This window comes from Paenibacillus sp. sgz302148 (assembly GCF_056120465.1).
Genome location: NZ_JBVYOJ010000005.1, coordinates 1 through 23556 on the forward strand (window position 1 = coordinate 1; position 23556 = coordinate 23556).

18 protein-coding genes are annotated in these 23556 nt (G+C 52.5%); 7 read left to right on the forward strand and 11 right to left on the reverse strand.

Annotated elements, in window-relative coordinates; genetic code table 11:
• Window positions 1-457 precede the first annotated feature (457 nt).
• Genes AC0LWM_RS08815 through AC0LWM_RS08825 form a run of 3 tightly spaced genes read right to left on the reverse strand, consistent with a single transcriptional unit; the run spans window position 458 to window position 4016 of the window.
• Window positions 458-1222 carry a TSUP family transporter gene (locus tag AC0LWM_RS08815; RefSeq protein ID WP_474674551.1) on the reverse strand — a complete coding sequence of 255 codons (765 nt, stop codon included), beginning with the start codon at window positions 1220-1222 and terminating at the stop codon, window positions 458-460.
• A 53-nt stretch (window positions 1223-1275) separates the two neighbouring features.
• Complete coding sequence (gene aspA / locus AC0LWM_RS08820) at window positions 1276-2694, reverse strand: aspartate ammonia-lyase (protein WP_474674552.1); 1419 nt, start codon at window positions 2692-2694, stop codon at window positions 1276-1278.
• Between the two features lie 47 nt (window positions 2695-2741).
• The gene (locus AC0LWM_RS08825; RefSeq protein ID WP_474674553.1) at window positions 2742-4016 is read right to left on the reverse strand and encodes a cation:dicarboxylate symporter family transporter; all 1275 of its coding nucleotides are present in this window, start codon (window positions 4014-4016) and stop codon (window positions 2742-2744) included.
• Between the two features lie 165 nt (window positions 4017-4181).
• On the opposite strand from AC0LWM_RS08825, the gene AC0LWM_RS08830 reads away from it, so the two are divergent.
• Together AC0LWM_RS08830 and AC0LWM_RS08835 are read left to right on the forward strand one after the other, a co-directional pair.
• The gene (locus AC0LWM_RS08830) at window positions 4182-5462 is read left to right on the forward strand and encodes a sensor histidine kinase (RefSeq protein ID WP_474674554.1); all 1281 of its coding nucleotides are present in this window, start codon (window positions 4182-4184) and stop codon (window positions 5460-5462) included.
• Between the two features lie 5 nt (window positions 5463-5467).
• Window positions 5468-6388, forward strand: a complete 921-nt coding sequence (locus AC0LWM_RS08835) for a response regulator (RefSeq protein WP_474674555.1) — start codon at window positions 5468-5470, stop codon at window positions 6386-6388.
• A 17-nt stretch (window positions 6389-6405) separates the two neighbouring features.
• Here the strand turns inward: AC0LWM_RS08835 and AC0LWM_RS08840 are convergent, their stop codons facing one another.
• The 5 genes from AC0LWM_RS08840 to AC0LWM_RS08860 all read right to left on the reverse strand — a co-directional run bounded on the left by AC0LWM_RS08840 (window position 6406) and on the right by AC0LWM_RS08860 (window position 13233).
• Complete coding sequence (locus tag AC0LWM_RS08840; RefSeq protein ID WP_474674556.1) at window positions 6406-8082, reverse strand: response regulator; 1677 nt, start codon at window positions 8080-8082, stop codon at window positions 6406-6408.
• Window positions 8083-8153: 71 nt separating this feature from the next.
• Entirely contained in the window at window positions 8154-9038 is an 885-nt protein-coding gene (locus AC0LWM_RS08845; protein ID WP_474674557.1) for a carbohydrate ABC transporter permease, read from the reverse strand.
• 1 nt (window position 9039) lies between these two features.
• Window positions 9040-9921, reverse strand: coding sequence for a carbohydrate ABC transporter permease (locus tag AC0LWM_RS08850; protein WP_474674558.1), 882 nt, complete (start codon window positions 9919-9921; stop codon window positions 9040-9042).
• An 82-nt stretch (window positions 9922-10003) separates the two neighbouring features.
• Window positions 10004-11314, reverse strand: coding sequence for an ABC transporter substrate-binding protein (locus AC0LWM_RS08855; RefSeq protein ID WP_474674559.1), 1311 nt, complete (start codon window positions 11312-11314; stop codon window positions 10004-10006).
• A 128-nt stretch (window positions 11315-11442) separates the two neighbouring features.
• Window positions 11443-13233: a cache domain-containing sensor histidine kinase gene (locus AC0LWM_RS08860; protein WP_474674560.1), complete on the reverse strand. Its 1791-nt coding sequence runs from the start codon at window positions 13231-13233 to the stop codon at window positions 11443-11445.
• Between the two features lie 189 nt (window positions 13234-13422).
• Between AC0LWM_RS08860 and AC0LWM_RS08865 the strand changes: the two genes are divergently transcribed.
• Both AC0LWM_RS08865 and AC0LWM_RS08870 read left to right on the forward strand, forming a co-directional pair.
• Window positions 13423-14349 carry a metallophosphoesterase family protein gene (locus AC0LWM_RS08865; RefSeq protein WP_474674561.1) on the forward strand — a complete coding sequence of 309 codons (927 nt, stop codon included), beginning with the start codon at window positions 13423-13425 and terminating at the stop codon, window positions 14347-14349.
• A 45-nt stretch (window positions 14350-14394) separates the two neighbouring features.
• Window positions 14395-15228, forward strand: coding sequence for a metallophosphoesterase family protein (locus tag AC0LWM_RS08870; RefSeq protein WP_474674562.1), 834 nt, complete (start codon window positions 14395-14397; stop codon window positions 15226-15228).
• A gap of 53 nt (window positions 15229-15281) precedes the next feature.
• On the opposite strand, the gene AC0LWM_RS08875 is transcribed toward AC0LWM_RS08870, so the two are convergent.
• Entirely contained in the window at window positions 15282-17549 is a 2268-nt protein-coding gene (locus AC0LWM_RS08875) for a helix-turn-helix domain-containing protein (RefSeq protein WP_474674563.1), read from the reverse strand.
• Window positions 17550-17727: 178 nt separating this feature from the next.
• Between AC0LWM_RS08875 and AC0LWM_RS08880 the strand changes: the two genes are divergently transcribed.
• From AC0LWM_RS08880 to AC0LWM_RS08890, 3 genes are read left to right on the forward strand one after another with little or no spacing between them, the layout of a single operon-like run.
• Window positions 17728-18624 carry an ABC transporter permease gene (locus AC0LWM_RS08880; protein WP_474674564.1) on the forward strand — a complete coding sequence of 299 codons (897 nt, stop codon included), beginning with the start codon at window positions 17728-17730 and terminating at the stop codon, window positions 18622-18624.
• 1 nt (window position 18625) lies between these two features.
• Window positions 18626-19504, forward strand: coding sequence for a carbohydrate ABC transporter permease (locus tag AC0LWM_RS08885; protein WP_474674565.1), 879 nt, complete (start codon window positions 18626-18628; stop codon window positions 19502-19504).
• 55 nt (window positions 19505-19559) lie between these two features.
• Window positions 19560-21143 carry an extracellular solute-binding protein gene (locus AC0LWM_RS08890; protein ID WP_474674566.1) on the forward strand — a complete coding sequence of 528 codons (1584 nt, stop codon included), beginning with the start codon at window positions 19560-19562 and terminating at the stop codon, window positions 21141-21143.
• Window positions 21144-21208: 65 nt separating this feature from the next.
• Here AC0LWM_RS08890 and AC0LWM_RS08895 read toward each other — a convergent pair whose 3' ends face one another.
• Together AC0LWM_RS08895 and AC0LWM_RS08900 are read right to left on the reverse strand one after the other, a co-directional pair.
• Window positions 21209-22426: a GNAT family N-acetyltransferase gene (locus AC0LWM_RS08895; protein ID WP_474674567.1), complete on the reverse strand. Its 1218-nt coding sequence runs from the start codon at window positions 22424-22426 to the stop codon at window positions 21209-21211.
• An 11-nt stretch (window positions 22427-22437) separates the two neighbouring features.
• On the reverse strand, window positions 22438-23508 hold the full coding sequence (locus AC0LWM_RS08900; protein ID WP_474674568.1) for a F510_1955 family glycosylhydrolase: 1071 nt from the start codon (window positions 23506-23508) through the stop codon (window positions 22438-22440).
• Window positions 23509-23556: the final 48 nt, after the last annotated feature.

Consider the following 23556-nt stretch of genomic DNA (forward strand, 5'->3'; position numbering starts at 1 on the left):
AAAGATCATTTACCTAGAAACGCTGGACTACGTCGAAAGGTGGGGTAACAGAGTCGTTACTGGATTCGGAAATCCCCAAGTGAAAGAAGAGCTACAAAAGATGTTCGAGCAGCGATATCCCTCTTGAGCTCAGGTCTTTATGGTAAAATATTACACCCCTACGCCTGCGCTTGGGTTACGCCTGCCACCGACCATGTATTCTGAATATTCGCAAAGTAACAGAGATTATCCTTAGTCTCGACGCACTACAGTCTCGACGCACTACCCTACTGACTTACACAAACTTCTTGACGCTACCCGTTTGTTCCACATATTCAGAAAATAATGGCTGAATTTCAGAAATCCGTTTCTGAACATCGCCAATCCATCAACATGCACAAAAAAAACCTGTTGAGGTTTCTCAACAGGCGGAAGCCCGGCGCGCAATCGCCCGGGCTCCATCATCAGCTTGCCGCATTTATATGAACAAATCCCACATCTGCTTGCCGATCAGCACAACGGTAATGACCAGAAACATCGGCTTGACGTATTTCGTCCCTTTGCGGATCGCCAGCTGCGAACCGGCCAAAGCCCCGCCGATCATCGCCGCCCCCATCGTTAAGCCATAGACGTAATTCACGTGGCCTAGCGCCATGAACATGACCAGGCTGCCGATATTGCTGGCGAAGTTCAGCACCTTGGCGTTGCCGGCGGCACGTACGAAATCGAAGCCGAGCAGCAAAAACGCAAAGATGAGAAACGAGCCTGTCCCCGGTCCGAAAAAGCCGTCATAATAACCGAGCGCCGCGGCTACAAAGGCGGCTGCGATTGCCGTATACTTGGACAAACCGCGATAAGTCGAGCGGTCTCCCCAGTTTTTTTTCAGCAGGCTGTACACGGCGACCGCAATCAGCAATACGACGACGAGCGGCTTCAAAAACGCGGCCGGCACATGAATGACCGTATACGCCCCTAGCGCGGATGCGCCTAAGGCAAGCGGAAACAGCCAGCGGACAAGCCGAAAGTCGATCTTGCCCGACGCCATAAACGAAACGACGCTCGTCAAGGATGAAATCGAGGAGCCCAGCTTGTTCGTCCCAAGCGCCACGCTAGGCGGAAGACCGGCAAACAGCAGCGCCGGCAGCGAGATCAGCCCGCCCCCGCCGACGGCCGAATCGATAAACGCGGCGACAAAGCCGATGCCCGCGAGAAAGAGTAGCATGTCCAAGCTTAAATGCTCCATTTTGCGATCCAAACTCCTATCTATGGTGCCGAAAACATCATGTTGTTCGAAATTTATTTTTGATCGAGCAGCGACGCTCCGGCGATGCCCGGGTTCGTCATTTCGTAAGGATCAAGAATCAGGTTCAATTCTTCTTCCGACAATACGTTATATACCAAGCACAGCTCGCGTACCGACTTGCCGGTTTCGATCGCTTCCCGCGCGATTCTGGCGACGACCTCGTAGCCCAGATGCGGGTTGAGCGCCGTGATGACGCCAACGCTTCGCTCCACGTAGGCTTTGCACTGCTCGACATTCGCCTGAATGCCTTCGAGACAATACGTCCGGAATGCTTTGAACACTTGATTCATCATGCTTAACGATTGCAAAAGATTAAATACGAGCACAGGCTCCATCACGTTCAGCTCCAGCTGTCCGGCTTCGGATGCCAAGCAAATCGTATGGTCGTTGCCGATGACCTGGAACGCAACCTGATTGACGACTTCGCACATCACCGGATTCACCTTGCCCGGCATAATCGACGAGCCCGGCTGCCGCGCAGGCAAGCTGATTTCGCCAAGCCCCGCACGCGGACCCGATGCGAGCAGCCGCAAGTCGTTGGCGATCTTGGACATATTGATCATGCACACCTTCAAGGCGGCGGAAACTTCGGTATACGCGTCCGTATTCTGCGTCGCGTCGACCAGATGGTCCGCATTCACGAGCGGGAGGCCGCTAAGCGCAGCGAGCCGCGTCACGACGTCGCGAATATAGCGCGGGTCGGCATTGAGCCCGGTGCCCACCGCCGTGGCGCCCATGTTGACCTCGTACAGATGCTGGCGCGTTGCGGCAATCCGCTTGATGTCGCGCGCCAGTACCCGGCTGTACGCCTCGAACTCTTGGCCGAGCCGAATCGGCACGCCGTCCTGCAGATGGGTGCGTCCCATCTTGATGACGCCGTCGAACTCTTGGGCTTTAGCCTGGAACGCCGCATGCAGCTGCTCCATCGTTTCCAGCAGCTTGTTCAGCAAGGAAAGAACGGCGATATGAATCGCCGTAGGAAAAGCGTCGTTCGTCGATTGCGCCATATTGACATGGCTGTTCGGGCTTACGGTAAAGTAGTCGCCTTTGCTGCCGCCCAGCAGCTCGATCGCGCGATTAGCGATCACTTCATTCATGTTCATATTAATCGAAGTGCCGGCGCCGCCTTGAATCGGATCAACGATGAATTGGTCGTGCCACTTGCCTGCGATAATTTCCTCGGCTGCCTGCACGATCATGTCGCCTTGCTTCGGATTCAGCTGCTTGATCGCCATATTGGCTTGCGCGGCCGCTTTTTTGACGATGGCCATTGCAACGATTAATTCAGGATGAATCCGATAACCCGTAATCGGAAAGTTTTCGATCGCCCGCAGCGTCTGAATGCCATAATAAGCTGCTTCATCCACTTCTTTGGAGCCTAGAAAATCTTTTTCAATCCGTGTTTTTCCCATCTGAGTCTGCACCCCAAGTGTTTATGAATTTGGAATCAACATCAATGTTACGCCGCTTTTTTCATTTCGTCTATCGAATTCAAGTACTCTGCCGCTTGTTTTTTATCATATTGCCCTTCCAGCTTCGACATGACGATCGCCGCGAGGCCGTTGCCAAGTACGTTGACGACCGTGCGAGCCATGTCCAGCAGACGGTCGATACCTGCAATAATCGCGAGGCCTTCTACCGGAATGCCGACCGACCCAAGCGTCGCGAGCAGCACGACGAAGGAAACGCCGGGTACGCCAGCAATGCCCTTAGATGTGACCATCAAAACAAGAACGAGCGTAATTTGTGTCGAAATCGGCATATGAATGCCGTACATTTGGGCGATGAATAAAGCTGCGATTGCCTGGTACAGCGTCGAGCCGTCCAGATTAAACGAATATCCCGTCGGAATGACAAAGGACGTAATCGCTTTGGGGCAGCCGAACTTCTCCATCTTCTGCATCAGCTTCGGCAGCACCGTCTCGGAGCTCGCCGTCGAATAAGACAGCACAAGCTCGTCCTTCAAAATTTTGATCATCGAAAAGATGCTTGTCCCGGCGAATTTTGCGATAAGTCCGAACACGACGATGATGAAAAAGATCATCGCGCCGTATACGGTCGCAACCAGCTTGCCGAGCGGCAGCAGTGAAGAAATGCCGAATTTGGATACCGTCACGCCGATTAAGGCAAACACGCCGAACGGCGCGAATTTCATAATTTGGTTCGTCACCCAGAACATCGCTTCCGATACGCCTTGGAAAAATCCAATTACCGGTTTCCCTTTGTCGCCGACCGCGGCAACCCCTAGTCCGAACAGGACGGAGAAGAAAATAACGGCCAGCATGTTCCCGCTCGTTAATGCTTCGAAAATATTGCTCGGAACGATATTCACAAACGTATCGGCAAAGCCGTGGCTTTGAACGGTGTGTGCCGTATCCACATATTTCGTAATATCGGTTTTGGTCAGATGATTCATGTCGACGCCGGCACCAGGCTGGAATACATTGGCGAGCAGCAATCCGACAACGATCGCAATCGTCGTTACAAGCTCAAAATAAATGAGCGTTTTCCCGCCTAGTTTGCCAAGCTTCTTCATATCGCCGACGCCCGCAACGCCAACGATCAGCGAGGAGACGACAATCGGAACGACAATCATCTTAATCAAACGGATAAAAATATCGCCAACGGGCTGCAAATAGGCGGCAATCGTCGGATTCCCGTAAAAAATAGCTCCGACCGCAATACCTAACGCCAGGCCGATAAACACCTGCAAAGCCAGTCCGAATTTTTTCATGGTATCACCTCACAATGGATTTAAGCGCTTTCTTAATTGAATCTTGTATGAATTGTAAATGCAGTCCTACCGGTTTCGACCGAATCCTACAGAATTGTTTTTTACCAGATCGAAAACACTATATGATACACTGTGCATATGATGTCGCGAACTGGAAGTGATTCATTGAACGGTAGATGGATGACCGTAGCTCTCATGGCGGTGATCGTATGTTTAGCCGGTGAATTTAAGTTTTTTCCGTACCAAAACGAATTTCGCATCAGTCTGGCGCCAACCGCGTTTTTCTTCTGTTTGTTATGGATACGCCGCGTGCACCCGCTCGTGTCGGGGACAGTCACTGCGGTATCCGTTATCCTCTTTCGGATCGTCATGGACACGCTGGTATGGCATCGAGAGACGTTCTCCGAATCGTTCGAGGTGCATTATCCGTCGTTTTTTTATTATGCCGCGTTTGTTGTTCTGTTCGCTTTGCTGCGAATGCGGCGCTACCGCCAGCGCCCTCTTGTCCTAGGCTTGATGGCCGTAGCCGTCGAATTGATCGCCAACGCATCGGAGCTGCTGTTTCGTTATCCGGCGGCTCTAAGCGACGTGGCGCTGCCCGGCGTCAATGAAGTCGTGCTCATCGCCATTTTCCGAAGCTTTTTCGTCGTCGGTATCTATTCAATCGTACAGAAACGGGAGCAGCAGGCAGCGGAAAAACAACGGCAGCGCCAATATGAAAATATGGTTCTGCTCATTTCCAGCTTGTACGAGGAAGTGATCCAATTGGACAAAACGATGCTGCAGGCCGAGAGCATTACGCGAGACAGCTATACGTTATACCGGCGGCTCAAGGCCGAAGCTTCTTTGCAAGACAACGAAAAGCTGGCCCAGACCGCCCTTCGCATCGCCGGGCAAGTCCATGAGATCAAAAAGGACAGTCAACGCATTCATGCCGGCTTATCTCATATCATATCCAGCGAAAGCGTCGCCGAAACGATGCCGCTTTCCGAGCTGTGCGGAATCGTGGTAAAATCGAACCGCAAATATGCGACGATGCTCGGCAAGTCGATCGATTTCAAGCTGCAGGTTGAAGGCGAGCATCCGCCTTATCGGCTCTATACGCTGCTTTCGCTGCTGAATAACCTCGTCGCGAATGCCGTCGAGGCGATCGGAAACCGCGGCGAAATCGACGTTATGGCCCGTCGTCAAGGCGACTGGCTCTTGGTCGATATTACGGACGACGGTCCGGGTATCCCGCCCGCCATTCGCGAAACGGTATTCGTGCCGGGATTTACGACGAAATACGATGCGGCCGGCAAGCCTTCTACGGGCATCGGTTTGTATTATGTCCGGGAAATTGCGGAACAGCTGCAAGGGGAAATCAACGTTCGGAGCAAGCCGGGGCAAACGGGAGCAACGTTCCGTCTGCGGCTGCCGATCGCAAGCTTGATTAGCGGGGAGTGAACGGATTGCGATATTTTATTACGGACGATGATCCGGCCATTCGGATGATGCTTGCGCAAATCATCGAGAACGAAGACCTTGGCCATGTCGTCGGAGAGGCCGAGGACGGCTATTATGTTGACAGTCAGCTTCTTGCCGCCAAAGAAGTTGACGTTCTGCTTATCGATCTGCTTATGCCGATCCGCGACGGCATTGAAACGGTACGCCAGCTCGCCGGTTCGTTCGCAGGCAAAATCGTCATGATCTCGCAGGTGGAGGATAAAGATATGATCGGCAGCGCGTATGCGCTCGGAATCGAATACTACATTACGAAACCGATCAATCGCCTTGAAGTGATCGGCGTATTGCAAAGAGTTTCGCAGCGGATGAAGCTGGAGCATTCCATTCAAGACATTCAGCGTTCGTTGTCCGGGCTCGGCATTCGTCAAAATAATCGGGAAGAGCAGCCCTATACGGCCAAAAGCATCGTCACGCCCGGCAACTATTTATTGTCGGAGCTTGGCATGATCGGGGAGTCCGGCTGCAAGGACTTGCTGGACATGCTGGAGGTGCTGTATGCGCAGGACAAAGAGAACGCCTTGGAGCAAGGGTTCCCTTCGCTGCAGCTGTTATTTCGTCTAGTTGCGGAGAAAAAATTGGGAGCCGCGGCGGGGCAGCAAGCGCTGGGCAAAGAAATGAAAGCGGCGGAGCAGCGGATGCGCCGCGCGATCGTCCAGGCGCTCAATCATTTGGCTTCGCTTGGTCTAACCGACTATTCGAATACCAAATTCGAAAACTACGCCTCCAAATTTTTCGAATTTACGGAGGTTCGCAAAAAAATGCTGGAGCTCGAAAACAATATCTCTCCTTCCAAATCAGGCGTACGCCTGAATATGAAGAAGTTCGTTCAAGTCCTGTATTTGGAAGCAAAGCAACTCATGGGCTAGATGGATGCCGGATACGTCTAGCCATTCGCATATCCCTGGGGCAGACTGTCTCGGAACGCCTTGGGGCTTATGCCGGTCGTTTTTTTGAAAATGCGGCTGAAATGCTCCGGATTCATGTAGCCTACCTTTTCCGCGGCCTCCGTAATCTTGACTCCCTTCTGCATCAACCGTTTCGACTCCTCGATGCGCAGCTTCGTCACATAACCGATGAAATTGCAGCCCACTTCCTTCGCGAATTGCTTGCTCAAATAACTTTCCGTCACGCCGACCAGTTCGCTGATCAACGTCAAATTCACGTCTTCGCGGAAATGGGCGTCGATGAACGTTTTGGCCTTGGTGACCGGTGCGCTGTGGGGCTGCCGAACGACCCGGTTCCGGTCGTGCAGCGTTGCATGCAAACCATGCAGCAAATGCTCAAGCCAGTGCAGCGTTTCGTCCAGCGTATCAAACTTGCCGACTTCCTCCAGCGGGTTGTTGAATCCCTCCTGGAGCTCATCCCAGCGCAGTCCTTTCGGATACAGCAGTGCGCCCAGCTCCCACAGCAGATCGACCAGCGCCGACTGGATTTCTCTTGGATCGGCTTGCGCCGAGTCTTCCAGCAGCCGTTTGCGCAATTGCCCGAACGGAGCAAGCCAAGCCGCCTCATCCGGGTCGCCCGCCGAATGGACGAGCGATCTGCGAATATCCGTCAGGGCACGGTGACGCGCGGCAAAAGGCAAGCTTTCCTGGGTGACAGGCCCAATCAGCATCTCGGGGTAAAATAGTTTGCCGAACCCTTCGAAGTAGCTTCGCCCGGCAAGCTTCCGGGCTTGCCGGTACAGCTTGGGCCACTCTCGCAGGCCGCTTGCGACGCCGCTGACGCCGATGGCGATCTTCATGTTCATATATTGGGACAGGCGGGTTTGGATCAGGGTGAGCGCCGCATGGATTTTCTCGCGGATCGCCGCCACGCTCCGCAGCTGCGGGAATGCGGTCAGCAGCGCATATTCATCCGGCGCGGTACGGCATATTCGGGCGTCGATCGCCAGCGAATCCACCACGGTACGGATCGTTTGCCGGATCGAGCCGTGCAGGTCGTCGCCGGTTCCCGCCGCTTTCGCCAGCCGAATGACGGCGCACGTCTGGTTCGCCTCGCCCGGCTTGGCTACAAGCCGCGTCCAAGCCTCCGTCTCGTTCGCACTGCTTTCGCCTTGCGCCAAAAGCGCGCACAATACGGCTTCGTCGCGGCCACCCTCCGCGCCGTTCTCACCATCGGCAGATTCCGCCGCTTTCTCCGGCCTGTTGCCGCTCTCTTCCCGCCGCTCAAGCGACGCGGCTGCCTTGAGGAGCACCGGTACGATATGCTCTTGGTCCATATCCGCCTTCACGACATAATCGATCGCGCCGAGCAGGAACGCCTCGCGAACATATTTGTAATCACTGTACGCGCTCAGCATGACAGGCACCGGCATCCGCAGCCCGGTGCGTTCGCCTTCGGCGCGCAGCCCGCGAAGCAGCTCGATGCCGTTCATGACCGGCATCTGAATATCGGCCAGCAGGATGTCTACATGCTCTACCTGGCGCAGCATTTCTAGCGCCTCCGCCCCGTCGCCGGCTTCACCCACGATCTGCATGCCGAGCTCCTGCCAAGCGATCATCCGGTGCAACGCCAGCCGCACGAGCGGTTCGTCGTCGACAATCATCACATTCAACATGGCGTTCGTTCGCCCCCCCGAGCAATTCCACGAGTGCTACCCGCTCGCGGTTACCTTGAATACGCTTAAGCTTATCCTTTGATTGCACCATCCATCAAGCCTTTAAAAATATACCTTTGGAACAAGATGTACAGCAGTGTGCTCGGAATCAATACAAGCACAATGCCCGCGCACAGCAGCGTCAAGTCCGAACCGCGCTCTCCGACAAACGACATGAGCGACGTGGACAGCGTAACCAGCTTTTTATCCGGCATATATAAGAAAGGCACGTATATATCGTTCATGATTGTAACGCTTTTTAGAATGCCTAACGTTGCCGTTGCGGGCAGAAGCAGCGGGAACACGATCGAGCGGAAAATCCGCACGTAGGACGCTCCGTCCAGCATCGCGCTTTCGTCCAACTGCACCGATATTTTCTCCAGAAACTGAATATAGATGTAGATTTGCATAATGTCCGTGCCGATGTAGATGATCAATGGAGCGGACAACGTATTGTACAGCCCTATCGAATGCAGCAGCTGGAATCGGGCGATTTCCGTCGTGTAGGCCGGGATGATCATCGAGATGATAAAGAGCAGGAATATCGCTTTTTTCAATTTAAAGTCGAACCGATTCAATGCATAAGCCGTCATCGTGCCCAAAATCGCATTGCCGGCTACGCTCAGCACCGTCAGCAAGGTGGAGTTCCATAAGCCGCGCAGCATATTGCCTTGCTCGAACGCCGTTTTGAAATTTTCGAAATGCAGCGTTGGCGGGAGCTGGAACGGTGACGTGTTCACCATATCGTTGTTCGATTTCACCGCTCCGATCAATACGATCAGGATCGGTACGAAGACAGCTAACACGACAAGCGCGAATAACAAATAATAAATCGTGTTGCGGGCCCACCGGCTCTTGCGAACCGAGGAGGCTGCATATCGGTTGCCCAAGGAATGGGCTGTTGTCGCAGGTTTCATGTCAGTTCCCACTCCTGTCTTTAATTAGCCAATTTTGCAGTGATGAGAAGACGATGATCAGAAACATCAGAACAACCGCCATCGCCGACGCCAAGCCGTACTGATTGAATTTAAAAGCCATGAACAACGAGAATAAGCCGAACGTGCTGCTTGCTTCGCCCGGTCCGCCGCTTGTCGTGACGAACGGAATGTCGAATTGCAGCAAAGCTCCCGTTACGTTCAAGAACAAGACGATTTCCAGCACGCGCCGTATGCCCGGGATCGTGACGTACAGCTGCTGCTTCCAAAACCCGGCGCCGTCGATCGAAGCCGCTTCATACAAGTCGTTCGGGATCGATTGCAGCCCCGACAAGAACAGGATGACGTGAACGCCGCTGAACCTCCATACCGAGATAGCGATCAGCGAATAATTGACAACCTTCGGATCGCTCAGCCACCCCTGAATCCACGATTCCAGGCCAAGCGCGGTCAGCAGCTCGTTAAGCGGGCCGTTGATCGGATAATAGATGTAGCTGAACATATAAGCGACCGCAACGCCGTTGATGATATACGGCATAAGCACGGAAAACCGAAACAAGGAACTGCCTCGCATGGCCCGGTTCAGCAACACTGCCAACAGCAGCTCAAGAGGAATGACCAGGGCATGGATGATAAAATAAAGGCCGTTATGGCCGATTGTTTTCCACACTTCGGGCATGTCGAACAACACTTGCTTGAAGTTGTCCAAGCCGATGTAGCTATAGGTTTGGCTGTAGCCGTCCCAGTTGGTGAAGCTGTAGCGGAACAATTCGAACGTCGGATAAATAAGAAATAAAAGCAATAACGATACGGGGATCACTAAAAATCCAAAAATGACAAGCTTTTGCTGCATACGATAATTCATGTCCATCACTCCCGCGGAAAAAGAAAGGGTACTAATCCGCAAACCTGAATAGTACCCTTCAGATGTTTGATTGCCTTGCCGCTTACGGATTCGCTTCGACCGCTTTTTTCCACTTGCCGTTTAACGCTTTTTCCACGTCTTCAATCGATTGTCCGGCAAATATATCCTGCGCTGTCTTCTTCTCGTCGTATTGCGCCGCCGCTTTCACTTTGGCGAACTTCTCGTCAAACGCCTGATACAGGAACGGTTTGAACGGATGCTGCTCGCTGACCTTGTTGAAGAACGGATTGTTGGAGACAACATCATTCATCGTCGAAATATTTTTCTTGTCGTCGATATACGTTTGATATACGTCTTTGCTGAATACCCATTCCATAAACGCTTTCGCTTCCTGCACGTTTTTGGAGTTTTTACTGATGCCGATATATTGGTCGACCATCGTCATGTTCGTCAGGTCTTCGCTTTCCGAGTTTCTCCAAGGCAAAGCGAACGCGTCCAGATCGTCCTCGCTGTTCACTCTTTTCATATAGTCCGGATAATACCACTGGCCAAGCGCGATCATCGCCGCTTTTTTCGATTCGAACAGCTGCGTCGATTGATCGAACGTAATCGCGAGCGCATCCGGTCCGGCTAGCTTTTCGTCGGAAATTTTCTTCACGAGATTCGCGACTTTGTCGAAGGTCGAGCCTGCGCCGAACGGTTCGGCCGTTTTCACAAGATTCGCCAGGTAATCGGGATCGCCGGAAAGGATGTGCGGCCCGAATTCGGAAATCGGATAAAACGTCCAGTTGTCTTTGCCGCCGATCGATAGCGGGATATATTTGCCATGCGCCTTGATTTTTTCCATAACAGCGACGAATTCGTCCAGCGTCTTCGGAACGTCGACGCCGACTTCCTTGAAGATGCTAGGATGGTAATAAACGAATTCCGAAAACGAGATTAACGGAAGTCCAAGCTTTTTGCCGTCGATAATCGCCGGAAATTTGTTTTGGCTCGTCGCTTGCAGATCGTCGAGCGGCAGCAAAGATTCCTTATAGATTTGCAGGTGCGCCGGCTTCATGTAGAACAGGTCCGGCAGGTCGTTGGCCGCAAGGCGAACCTTCAAATATTGGCCGTTATTGTCCGGCACCATTTCCACTTCTACCGTGACATTCGGCTTGACTTTGGAATATTCTTTTACTTTCTCCGTCCAGAATTCCACGTCGCCTTTCGATTCCCACATCGCCAATTTCAGCTTGACCGGTTCGGTACTATCCGCCGTCGTTGAGCTCTGATGATCGGTGCCGGTTGCCGTTTTCTCCGGCTCCTTGTCCGATTTTCCGCAGCCGGTCAATGCAGTCACGATCACAAAACATAAGATCATCAGCGTGCCCAGCCATCTTTGTTTGCTCATTGCTTAACCCCTCCATATATATTGGTGTCGGTTACGATCAACCTGCTCTTATGATACAACGGCTGAAAGCGCATCCAAATGACGGTTTTTGAGGTGGAGTTGATCTTTTTTGCACTGAATTCAACCCATCAAACCGCTTCTTCCTCGTCGCCCTGCCGGAGGATCGGCAGCTTGATCCATACGATCGTACCGAAAGGCTCGTTGTTTTCGATACGGAGGCCATAATGGTTGCCGTAATGGAGCTGGATGCGCCGGTGCACGTTGCCGATGCCCATGCCGCTGAACGTCCGGTCCTGCCCTCCGGCCTGATACGCCTCAAGCAGTTGCTCCGGCATGCCGATGCCGTCGTCCGCTATGCTGAATAGCAGGTCGCCTGCGCTGACCGATGCGCGAATGCGGATCGTACCGCCGTTCTCCTTATTGTGCAAACCGTGTACGATGCAGTTCTCGAGGATCGGCTGTAGCAGCAGCTTTAAGATATAGAAGGACTGCACCTCGTCGTCGATCTCCCACTCCACGGTTAATTTGTTGCCGTAGCGGATCTCCATAATGTATAAATAATGGCGCAGGTTTTCGATCTCGTCGGACAGCCTCGTGAGGCTGCCCCCCCGGTTGAACGAGGAAGAAAGCAGCCGGGTGAGCGCATGCGTCATGCTGCGGATGTTGTCCGCATTGCTGATGAGCGCCATCAGCTTGATCGAATTCAGCGTATTGATCAAAAAATGCGGATTGATCTGTGATTGAAGCGCGGCGAACTCTGCCTTGCTTTTCGCCTTCTCCTGCTCCTCCCGCTGCACGATCAACAGTCCGATTTGATCCAGCATGTGGTTGAACGTACGGCCGAGCGTCACCGTCTCCCGGCTGCCCGACGTTTGGATTTTCGCATCAAGGTCGCCGCCCATGACGCGCGACATTTGCCGGACGAGCCGATGAATCGGCCTTGTTACGTTCGATACGAGATAAAGCGAAATCGCCAAGAAAGCAAAACCGATGGCTACTGCCACAACCATGATGAATCGGAAAATCGTTTCGTAATTGGCCATGACTTCGCCGTAGGGCGACTCATGAATCACCTTCCAGCTTGTCCCTTCCACAGAGGCGTACGCGACCAGTTTCTTCTCCCCGCCGATCTTATCGATGAAATGGCCTTGCTTGCTGCCGCGCACCTTATCGAACAGCTCCGGGTATAGGGAGCTGCCCTGCTTCAAGAAGCTGTTGGAGGCAATCACCTTGCCGTCCTCGCCGACAATGTAGAAGGCGGACGAGCTGTCGTATTTTTTGCGCAAAATATTTTCGAACGAAGTGCCGTCGAATACGAAATAAATCATCTCCACGTTATGCAGAACATGAAAGTCGCTTGGCGCAAGCGCCGCGGCCATCACATGCGGACTGCTGCCGTATAGCGGGTTCGCGCCCATGCCGAGAAAATGGACATGGTCCTTCTGCTTCATCGCCGACCGGTACCATGCGGACGAGCGCAAAGCCGCCTCGTCTTCGCTCAGGTTGCCCATGTAAGAATAGGAGCCTCCTGTCTTATAGAAGAAGGTGATTGACAGCACGCTTCCCGACACGGAGGACGTATAGCTGTCAAGCAGTTGATCCAGATCGTTGCCGTAGGAATACCGCTCGGTCTGCAGCGCACCCTGGATCGCCGTCGAATATTCCAGCACGTGCTGGTCCATGCCGATCGTCGCGAATACGCCGACCATGCGCGCGATTTCCTGCTGCGTCGAATAAGCGAAAGCCTGCATCGTCTGCTGCGAGCGGGCGGTTGCTTGCTGGAGCAGGTCGTTTTTGTACACCTGCAGCACGACGGTGCTGATGAGCGCGATCGGAATGATGACGACGAGGAAAAAGAATATTCGCAGCGTCGTGGAGAGGCTGCGATTGCCTGCAAAATTGCGTAGCCGAAGTTTCATCAAGGGACCCCCGTAATTCGTTTGTGAGCGTTTACAGCATGCTCTATTGTATCTTAGGCGCGCTTCCGGCGTCCATGACTTTTGCTTTCGGTTCGACCGACTCTGGAAATCGTTTTTAAGGTTTACAGATATAGCGTTATTTTTTAAAATAGCAGAGAGTATAAGACTTCAGCGACAAGGAGTGATCAAATGAGCAGCGATCCGAGCATATTGCGTTTCGGATTATGCACAGACGTCCACAACGATATTGCCCACGACGGCCGCGACAGGCTGACGGCATTCATCGACCGGATGAACGAAGAAAACGTCGATTTTATCGTTCAGATGGGCGATTTTTGCCATCCGATTCCGGAGAACGAATCTTTTTTGGCGATATGGCATCGATTCGAAGGCCCGAAATATCATGTGCTTGGCAATCACGACATGGACAGCTGCGACAAGCGGACGGTCATGAATTTTATCGGAATGGAACGAAATTATTACGCCTTCGATCATGGCGATTACCATTTTGTCGTGCTCGATGCCAACTTTATTAAGCATGACGGTCAGTATCTGGATTATGAACACGGCAATTATTTCAAATACCGCGGCGAGATCCCTTATTTGACCGATGAACAGCTCGAATGGCTGAAGGAAGATTTGCGGAACACCGATAAACGTACGGTCATTTTTAGCCATCAAAGCTTGGAAAATGAATGGGACGGCATTCTCAATCGCGATCAACTGCATTCGATTCTCGTTTCCGCAAACGAGGAAGCCGGTTACTCCAAGGTTATTGCCTGCTTGAACGGGCATAACCATCTCGATGCGGTCACGACCTTCGATGGCATTTCGTATATCGAGATCAACAGCATGTCCTACCAGTGGCTCGGCTCCGGGTATGAATGCATCCGGTATTCCGAGGAAGTCGACAAGCAGTATCCGACGTTGAAATATACCGTTCCTTACAAAGATCCGCTGTATGCGATCGTTACGCTGAAACCGGGCGAGCTGTCGATCGAGGGCGTTCAAAGCGAATTTGTCGGGCCGAGTCCGATTGATTTGGGGCACAGCAACATGGAGTCGGGCCACGAAATTACGCCGGTCATATCGTCCCGCAAGTTCACTTATAAATAATCATATGACGATCCAAGATCAAACCCATTGGGGGAGGCGATTCGAATGAAAAGATTAAGCTTTCAAGTGATCAGCGACATCCATATTAATGAGACGGATCTGCAATCATCCCATAGCCAAAGGCTGATCCGCGTTTTGGAGGACATTCGGGACAATGACCCGGATAGCGCAGCGCTGGTCATGGCCGGGGATATTACCGACAATGGGATGGAGAAAGAATACGACGGTTTTTTGGCGGTGTTGGAGCAGTTCCCTCATCCTCAGCCGTATTTTGCGATGGGCAATCACGATATACGGTGGCATGAAAGCTACAAGATCAAAAGAAAGCGCTTCGAGGAAAAGCTCGGCACGAGCATTACATACGATTTTTGGCTGAACGGCTATCATTTTATCGTACTGGGAACGGAGTATAAAGACGAGGCGACGTTAAAAGATAATTCGTATATTTCCGAGATGCAGTTCGAATGGCTCGAACAAAAGCTTGCCGAGCGGTCGGATCCGGCCAAACCGATCTTCGTCGTTCTGCATCAGCCGTTCCAGGAAACGGTTGCCGGATCGGTCGAATGGCACGGCGTCGTTCCGGATGAGCAGCTGAGAAGCTTGCTTAATCGGTATCCGCAAGTCATCTATTTTTCGGGACATTCTCATGCGGCGCTCGAAATGCCCCATGCGATGCACCGCGAACGGTTCACGATGGTGAATACGGCGAGCGTGATGGCATCATGGAACAGCATAACCCGTGAACAAAGCAGCCAAGGGCTGTACGTGGAAGTGTACGACGACAAAGTTCGGATCAAGGGAAGAGATTTTGCGAAGAAGGAATGGGTGAAGGAAGCCCAATATTGCATTGAGTTTCCGGCTCGAGCGACCACCGCATAGCATATAACCCGTGAATGAGTAGCCCGGCAGACGATACTGCCGGGCCGTTGCGGTTATACGGTTTCTCTTAAATTAGACACGCCCCTGCGATATTCGCTAGGCGTTACGCCGGTAAACCGTTTGAACGCCCGATTGAAAGAGCTCATCGTGACGTATCCGGTTTTGCCGGCAATGTCCTGGATTTTCATATCGGTATGCAGCAGCAGGTCCTTCGCCTTCTGAATCCGGAATTCGCCCACGTAATCGACGAAGTTGATGCCCGTTTTCTCCTTGAAATACGTCGATAAATATCCGCCGGTAATGCCCAGCCGTTCGGCCAGCAGATCGAGCGAGACGTCCTCCGCGTAATACGTCTCCACATATTGGGCTACGCCGTCAATAATCGGGTCGCGCTCGTCTTTTTTATGCCGGACGCGCCGGCATACCTCGCTAACCAGCCGCTCCAAATACTGCTCCAGCTCATCCGGCGTATGAATCCGTTCGATCTCCCGCAGCCAGCCGGATAATCCGCTAGTCTCGGAATCAAGCCCGAGCGTATGAACCGTTCGCACCGCTTTTCTCGCCACTTCTTCGGCAAACTGCCGATAATAAACCGACGGGTACCGTTTTTTGTTCATGTGCGCCAGCATGCGCTTGACGGTTTGCAGCACGAGCGCTTCGTTGCCTTCGTGAAGGTTCACATGAAGCTCTTGCTCGATCGACGCATACAAGGAATGAGGCTCGTCCTTGACGCCAGGCAGCCTGTCCATCAGCACCGTTTCTTCGCTAAACGGACGGTGCTTGTTCAGCATGAGCACCTCTTCGTACGCTTCCGTCATTTGGGACGAGCGCTCGTAAAGGGAGCTGACCGAAATCGTGATCAGGCAATATCGGCCGTCCTCCGATAAAACGTGCTTCAGCCTTTCCAAAGCTTCCTTCCACCGTTCATCGGCCCCATTCGTATACATGATCGATAGAATCTGATCCGATTCCACCTGAAATGTCCGCGCATCCTCGATATGCGAGACGATCGACTGGTGCACGAACTCGCGGATAAAATAAGTGGCCCGCTCCTCCTCGCCGCCGAGTTCGTCCCAGAACGGCTGCTTGAACGCAAGCTGGAACAACACGAAACGGAACGGCAATTGCTCCTGTTCGGCTGCACGTGGCTCGGCAAAGCCGCTGCGGATTCGCTTCAGCCGGTTCATGAGCGAATAATGGTGCAGCAAGCTGTTATTTTGTTCGAGCCGTGCGCCCGCATCCTTGCTCATTTCCACGAGACGCCCGATATTTTCATGAATCAGGTCAAATTCGTTGACAGGCCCGTTCCCCGTCTTAAGCTCGTTCAACTGGCGAATCGACTCGACGATCCTCCGCACCGGATTGTTGAACCGCATGCTGAAAAATACCGATACCGTAATGCTGATCACGACGGCAATGACAAGCAAAACGATCAGCGTAACGACCAGCCGGTAAAGATGTGCGGAAATTTCGGCTCCCGGCACGATGTTGACGTACGTATACCCGCTTGTGCCGCCCTTTTGGTAGAAATAATAATTGCCGTGCTCCTTTACCCAGTTTTTGTCCGCCGGCAGGACGGGAAGCTTCAGTTCCCCCGTCGAATCCGAAGAAAAAACCGGAACGCCCTGCGGATCGAGAATATAAAAGTTATCGTTTATCGATTGATGGTAATTCAGAAACAGCTTCCGCGCATCGATAAACGCAAGCAGCACAAGGTCCGCATTCAGCTTGGTTTTGATCATATAAGGCATGACAAGCTCCATCTGCGGCGCCGGCGGCTTATTAGACATATCTGAAGCCGTGAACGACGCGGCCGGATACAGCTTGAAATAAAATTGCTTTGCGAACTCCCGCCGCCAAAATTCAAACGGATATTTCGAATTGTTGTAGTGGCTGCGGAACAGCTCCTCCGGATTTCCTCCTCGCGATTTTTCCAGAAGAAAATCAAGCTTGACGTTATACACGAATAAATTGTTCAAATACAATTGCGGGTTGTCGGCCATGCTCTGCAATCCGTCGATGACTTTGCCGGCGGCGACATAGTCCAGCTTCGGCTTGTTGAATTTTTGCAGGTCTTCGTCTTTTAAGTACCAATTGACCAGCGTAACGTTCAGCAGCTGAAAATATTGCTCGAAGCCGCGTGTCGTGTTGGACAGGTTCGTTTCGTTATAGGTGATGATTTCATCGTGGGCGGAATCACGAAATATAAATAGCGACAGCAAATTAAACGAAACAAAGAGCAGGATGATCGCCATAAAGCTGATGAGCAGCTTCATCAAGATGGATTGGCGGTTAAGCTTTAATTGCAATATGGATTTCATCCTTCAAGCTTCCTCCCCGGGAAATGAGCATTTTTACGAAACCTGTGCAAATCTTCGAAAAACCCGCAATTTCGCACGAAAACCGCAGTATTGCAGGTGGTTCGGCCGTGTTGCCTATTATACTATAGCAATGCCGCAACAAATCAAGACACAAACTTTTTACGGGAGGGTCGGCGCGATGGCCGCAAGGTTATGGAAAGAACGTTACTTGTTTTTGCTTCTTCTGCCCGGGCTTATTTATTTCCTCGTATACCGGTACGTTCCGATGGCCGGTAACGTCATCGCCTTTCAAGACTTCAGCGCTTTTAAGGGCTTTATGCATAGCGACTGGGTCGGGCTGAAGCATTTTCGCAAAATTTTCGAAGACAGCGAAGTCGTCCGGGTCATCTGGAACACGCTATACTTGTCGTTTCTGCAAATCGTTTTTGCGTTTCCGGTCTCGATCATCCTTTCACTTATGCTGAATGAGGTGCGGAATGAAAGGTATAAACGGATCGTCCAATCGATCGTTTATTTGCCTCATTTTTTATCCTGGGTTGTCGTTATTGGTGTTGTAACCGTTTTCTTGAAAAGCGAAGGCATCATCAATAAGCTGCTGCACGCGGCGTTCGGCACGGAAGCCATTTCTTTCCTGCAGGAGCCCGGCTGGTTTATGCCGCTTGTCGTGCTCGAGGTCATTTGGAAGGAATCCGGCTGGGGCACGATTATATTCCTGGCTGCGCTGTCGGGCGTCAATCCGAACTTGTACGAGGCCGCCGTTGTCGACGGGGCGAACCGGTGGCGGCAAATATGGCACATTACGCTGCCGGCGATTCGCAGCACGATCGTTATTTTGCTCATCTTGCGTTTGGGAAGCGTTCTTGACGTCGGCTTCGAGCAAATCTTCCTCATGCTGAACCCGTTCAACAAAGAAATGGGCAACGTACTCGACACCTTTGTTTATTACAAAGGGATCGAGCAGTCCGATTTCAGCTTCGCAACAGCCGTCGGGTTATTCAAATCCTTCGTTGGCCTTGTGCTGATTGTCGGGGCGAACCGGCTTGCCAAAAAATTCGGCGAAGAAGGGGTTTATTAACGTGCAACACACACTTCCTGAAAAACTGGGCAATCTAGTAAACATCGTCCTACTAACCGTAATTGCACTGGTCATGTTGTTCCCGTTCTATTACATGGTCACCGTGTCATTCACATCGTACGCGGAATACGTACAAAAAGAAATCGTGTTATTTCCTCAAAAGTGGGTATTCGACGCTTATGAGTACATTTTTCATTCGAAAGCGTTCACCCGCTCCATCGTGGTAACCGTGCTTGTTACGGCTGCAGGCACCTTGCTCAGTCTCATGCTGACTTCCATGATGGCCTATTCTCTTTCGCGCAATATTACGGGACAGCGGTTCTTCCTCTTTCTCGTCCTGTTCACCTTCGTCTTCGGGGCCGGCATTATTCCGACTTATATGGTCGTAAGGGCAACGCACCTGCTTGATACGTATTGGGCGCTGATCATTCCGGGCGCGATCAATTCGTTTAACTTGATCGTGATGCGGCAGTTTTTCCTCGGCATTCCGCAAGAGCTCACCGAAGCGGCACGGATCGACGGCGCGAACGATTTGCAAATTTTCGCCCGGATCATCCTTCCGTTGTCCAAGCCCGCATTAGCCGCATTCGGCTTGTTTTATGCGGTGAACAACTGGAACACGTATTTCTCGGCATTGATCTACATTAGCGATCCGGCGAAATGGACGGTCCAGGTCATTTTGCGGCAAATCGTCATTTTGGAGCAGGCGACGAACACCTTGTCCGAAGGCAAGCAGATGGCGCTCGGGCAAAACCCGCCTCCGGCCGAAACGATCGGCATGGCGGCGATATTAATCGCAACGATTCCGATACTCATCGTTTATCCGTTTCTGCAAAAGCATTTTGCGAAAGGGGTGATGCTCGGATCCGTGAAAGGGTAACGGCAAACCATGTTAGGGGAAAAAATGTTGTACAATGACTCGGGGAGGGTTTTCATTGAAAAAACGTCTGATGACCGCTGCATTATCCGTCTTGCTGATCGGCAGCATCGTAGGCTGCTCCGGCGGACAAACCAAAGATTCGGCCGAGCCGTCCGGAACGGCGGATTCGGCTGCCGATGCGAAAAACGAAAAAATTACGATCAACTGGTTTGACGGTACTTGGGAAGATCCGGTGCCCGCTCCGCAAAGCGAAGCCGTTACGAAAATCAACGAGAAATTCAACGTCGACTTCAAATCGCAATATATCCCGTGGGATACGTATGAAGAAAAATTGGCGGTCAAAATGGCCTCCGGCGATTTGCCGGACGTTATCGGCATGGAGGAAGTGAACTCGAACTACCTCAAATGGGCAAAAGAAGGCGCATTTTTGCCTTTGGATGAGTTTTTGAGCCAATATGAGACGTTCAAGCTTGTACCCGGCTACATCTGGGATTCGCTGAAAGTCGACGGCCATGTTTACGGCATTCCGACGTATTTTTCGGCCAAAGGCGGCAAAAAACCGCTCATCCGCAAAGACTGGCTCGACAAGCTCGGGTTAAAAATGCCGACCAATTACGACGAGCTGAAGCAGGTTATTATCGCGTTTAACAACAACGATCCGGACGGCAACAACAAAGCGGATACGCAAGGCCTCGGCCTCGCAAAAGGCATTTATTACGATCCGGCATTCGGCACGTACTACAGCAATACGGCTTGGTATCACAAAAACGAAGCCGGCCAATATATCCCGGGCAACATTTCGCAAGCGAACAAGGCAAAAATCGAGTTCCTTGCCGATCTGTACAAAGCAGGGACGCTTAACAAAGACTGGGCCGTCACAAACTATAACGATGTGTTCAAAGCATTTAACGCAGGAAAAGTCGGCATCTGGTATGAGCAGCCCGGCGGCACTGGAATCGACTTTGCGACATTAAAGCAGAACGATCCGAAAGCCGAGGTGGTGCCGATTCCTCCTTTCGCGGCTCCGGACGGTTCCCAAGGCTTGAAGATGGGGTCGGGCTGGTATCGCATGTACATGATTTCGTCCAAGCTGAAGGACGAGCCGGAAAAAGTGAAGCGCATTCTCGAAATGATCGATTATTTCCGCACCTATGTGCCGGCCGATCAACAAAATGCGCAAAACGCGTATTACGACTGGATGAACGGCGGAGAAGGCAAAGGCTACAAAGTCGTGGACGGCATCGCTCAATACATTCCGGAAAACCGTTCCTCCGTCGCGCCAAGCGCTTATATTTTGAATTTCGGCATGGCATTAAACGACGCCGATTTGGACGAGTTCGCCTACACCGCTAAAACACCGGAAGGCAAAGCGTTTAACAAGGCGCTTGCCGGTATGCTGAAGTCGACCAAATTTTACGTTGATCCGACAAGCCGCATTATCGCTCCGACGTACATGGCCAAAAAAACCGAGCTGAACCAATACATTACGGATGAAACAACGAAGATGGTCGTTGGCCAAAGACCGGTATCCGATTGGGACAAGATGGTCGAGGAATTTATGGCCAAAGGCGGCAAAGAAGCGATCGATGAAGTGAATCAGGAGCTTACGAAAAACAATATTCAAGGCGAGTGGAAATAACGGCGATACGTTGTATACGAAAAGCCCGGTTCGATGAAGAACCGGGCAATGTTTTTTGGCGCGGATTAAAAAAAGTCCATCAAATAAGGCAATTTGTGCGGGATCAAGCTTTCCAGCAGCTGAACCGCATCGGCATCGCCTTGCAGGCGGCCGATCACACTCATCAGCGCCGGACGACGGTAGCCGAGCATCATCGCCGTTAACGTCTGGATGTCGCATGACAATTGCGGCACAGTCGCCGATTCGCCACCGTCATTCCGCAGCGGTTCTGCACTCCCCCGTCCATCGGCGTCCACGGAAAGCATGAAGCCGCCATCGTTCCACGGCGCATGCTTGTCGGCGATCTTTAGCCGCAGAACGCGCGTCGTTCCATCCGCCGATGGATTCGCAGCGAATGCATACGATTCGACGAATGCGGGGAAGTCCACGATACGTGCCATAAAATACGGCACGACCTCCTGCTTGATACGCGGATTCGGCAGCAGAAACGCCAGCGGGTCGTCCGCCGGGGCGTCCAGCGTGACGCGTTCCAGCATGGAATCGTGATTGGCGATAAATTTCAGCAGTCCGAGCCTGGCCGATTCATCGAGGAATATAAGCTCGCGGATCGTCATGGCGCTGTTCTTGACCTCATAATAAATATAACCGCGAGGCTCCTCTTGCCCGTCGTAATATACGGCGATCTGGCCCGGAGCCCGCAAGTTGATATTCGACCAGAGATGCTCCGTCCGCTTGATCGTCCCGTTATAAGCTCGTGCGTACTCGTCATAGATCCGATCAAGCAGCGGCCACTCCTGCTTCGTTTTGCGGACGACCCGGCCGCCCGCTTCGATCGAAGTCGGCAACAGCGCTTTTTCGATCGTATATCTCTTCTTCTCCACGTACGTTTCCCAGCCGTATTTGCGATAGAATGGGAAGTCAAACGGACTGAGGAACGAAACGATTTGGCCCTTCTCCTTCATCGCTTTCAAGGCGACGGACAGCAGTTTTCCGACTTTGCCACCGCGGCGGTGCTCCGGCCAAGTGGCAACGCCCGCGATGCCGCCCATCGATATCGGCTTGCCTTGGATGTACGTTTCGAAAGGCAGTATGACGACTTTGGCGGCAAGCTGGCCCTCCGTAAAATATCCCCAGATCCAATCCGGCTCAAACCATGGCTTGCGCAGCTCAATTTCTTCCGGCGTAATGTCGTATTGAAAGGCGAACGATGACAGAGCGAAATGCTGATCCATCTCATCAGCCCGCACATTCCGGATTTCATCGTTCAGTTCATGATGATTCATATGGAGTCCTCCTATCGTTTCTCGGTATTTTGATCCAAAGTCCGTCCTTTTTCCGCGATCCTTAGCCAGGTTCGCCCGTTATCCGCGGATCGGTAAACGTCTTTCGCCGCCGTAGCGACGGCTAATTCATTCGGTGATGCGGCATTTTGCGCGATAAAGGCAACGCCGTCCCCGCCCGCGAGCTGCGGCAAAGCCATCATATCCATTTTCCCGGTCTCGCGGGACAGCCGGAACAGCTTTGGCTTGCCGTCCATGAAGCCCGCGGCAAGCAGATGCCCGGACGAATCAAAGGCAACGGCCGTTGCTTGAACCTTGAAGGCGATTTGCTCGAAGCGGCTGCCGGCGTCGTCCGAAACGAAGACGCCGGTTTCCGTTGCGATCGCCACCGTTCCGGAAGCGGTAGGGTGCGCCGCGATGGCGTACAGATCGCCATACACGCCGTTCATCGCGACTTGATTCCATGTGGCCGCGTCATTCAACGAATGATACAAACCGGGCTGCTCCATGCGCGCATTTGGCTTCGAATTCACGACATACAGCACATGCGAGCGGTAGCCGGCGGCAAGCAAAGAGAAATTGGCTTCGCCGTATAGATCCAGGATGTCCAACGTTCGGCCGTCATCCCGGCTGCGGACGACGCCAAGCGGATCTTTCAGCGAAATCCCTTCACCCGGACGGCCACTTGCGTAATACCCATTGTCCACTATGCTGAACCCAGCATACCGGTGCGATCCATCTATCGTCTTGTTCCACACCCGGTTCGCGTATTCATGTATGCCTTCCGCGGAGGAAACGAGCAGCCGCTTGCCGTCGGGCGAAAATCCGATTCCTTGAATGCCCGTCAACTCGAGCGTTCGCGGAACGGCATTCGCCTTTTGAGCGGCTTCCGTCACTGCAAAAAGCCCGCCGCACAGCATCGCCCCCGCCAGTCCCGCAATCCAAATCCATCGCAGCCAAAGGACAGGACCGCCGACCCTCTTGCGGATATAATGCAGCGTGAAGAAGATCATAAACAAAACTAAAAACGCAAAAATGCCGTACAAAAAGTAAGCGCTTTGCTTCAGGACAACGGCGGCAACCATGCTCCGACTACTGCTCCTTTCCATGAAGGCAACTGATCAGACGTGCAT

What these genes read in the sequence shown, in the direction of transcription:
- AC0LWM_RS08815 (WP_474674551.1), bottom strand. Translation starts at nt 1,222, where the DNA reads ATGGAGCATTTAAGCTTGGACATGCTACTCTTTCTCGCGGGCATCGGC.
- aspA (WP_474674552.1), bottom strand. Translation starts at nt 2,694, where the DNA reads ATGGGAAAAACACGGATTGAAAAAGATTTTCTAGGCTCCAAAGAAGTG.
- AC0LWM_RS08825 (WP_474674553.1), bottom strand. Translation starts at nt 4,016, where the DNA reads ATGAAAAAATTCGGACTGGCTTTGCAGGTGTTTATCGGCCTGGCGTTA.
- AC0LWM_RS08840 (WP_474674556.1), bottom strand. Translation starts at nt 8,082, where the DNA reads ATGTTGAATGTGATGATTGTCGACGACGAACCGCTCGTGCGGCTGGCG.
- AC0LWM_RS08845 (WP_474674557.1), bottom strand. Translation starts at nt 9,038, where the DNA reads ATGAAACCTGCGACAACAGCCCATTCCTTGGGCAACCGATATGCAGCC.
- AC0LWM_RS08850 (WP_474674558.1), bottom strand. Translation starts at nt 9,921, where the DNA reads ATGAATTATCGTATGCAGCAAAAGCTTGTCATTTTTGGATTTTTAGTG.
- AC0LWM_RS08855 (WP_474674559.1), bottom strand. Translation starts at nt 11,314, where the DNA reads ATGAGCAAACAAAGATGGCTGGGCACGCTGATGATCTTATGTTTTGTG.
- AC0LWM_RS08860 (WP_474674560.1), bottom strand. Translation starts at nt 13,233, where the DNA reads ATGAAACTTCGGCTACGCAATTTTGCAGGCAATCGCAGCCTCTCCACG.
- AC0LWM_RS08865 (WP_474674561.1), top strand. Translation starts at nt 13,423, where the DNA reads ATGAGCAGCGATCCGAGCATATTGCGTTTCGGATTATGCACAGACGTC.
- AC0LWM_RS08870 (WP_474674562.1), top strand. Translation starts at nt 14,395, where the DNA reads ATGAAAAGATTAAGCTTTCAAGTGATCAGCGACATCCATATTAATGAG.
- AC0LWM_RS08875 (WP_474674563.1), bottom strand. Translation starts at nt 17,549, where the DNA reads ATGAAATCCATATTGCAATTAAAGCTTAACCGCCAATCCATCTTGATG.
- AC0LWM_RS08880 (WP_474674564.1), top strand. Translation starts at nt 17,728, where the DNA reads ATGGCCGCAAGGTTATGGAAAGAACGTTACTTGTTTTTGCTTCTTCTG.
- AC0LWM_RS08895 (WP_474674567.1), bottom strand. Translation starts at nt 22,426, where the DNA reads ATGAATCATCATGAACTGAACGATGAAATCCGGAATGTGCGGGCTGAT.
- AC0LWM_RS08900 (WP_474674568.1), bottom strand. Translation starts at nt 23,508, where the DNA reads ATGGTTGCCGCCGTTGTCCTGAAGCAAAGCGCTTACTTTTTGTACGGC.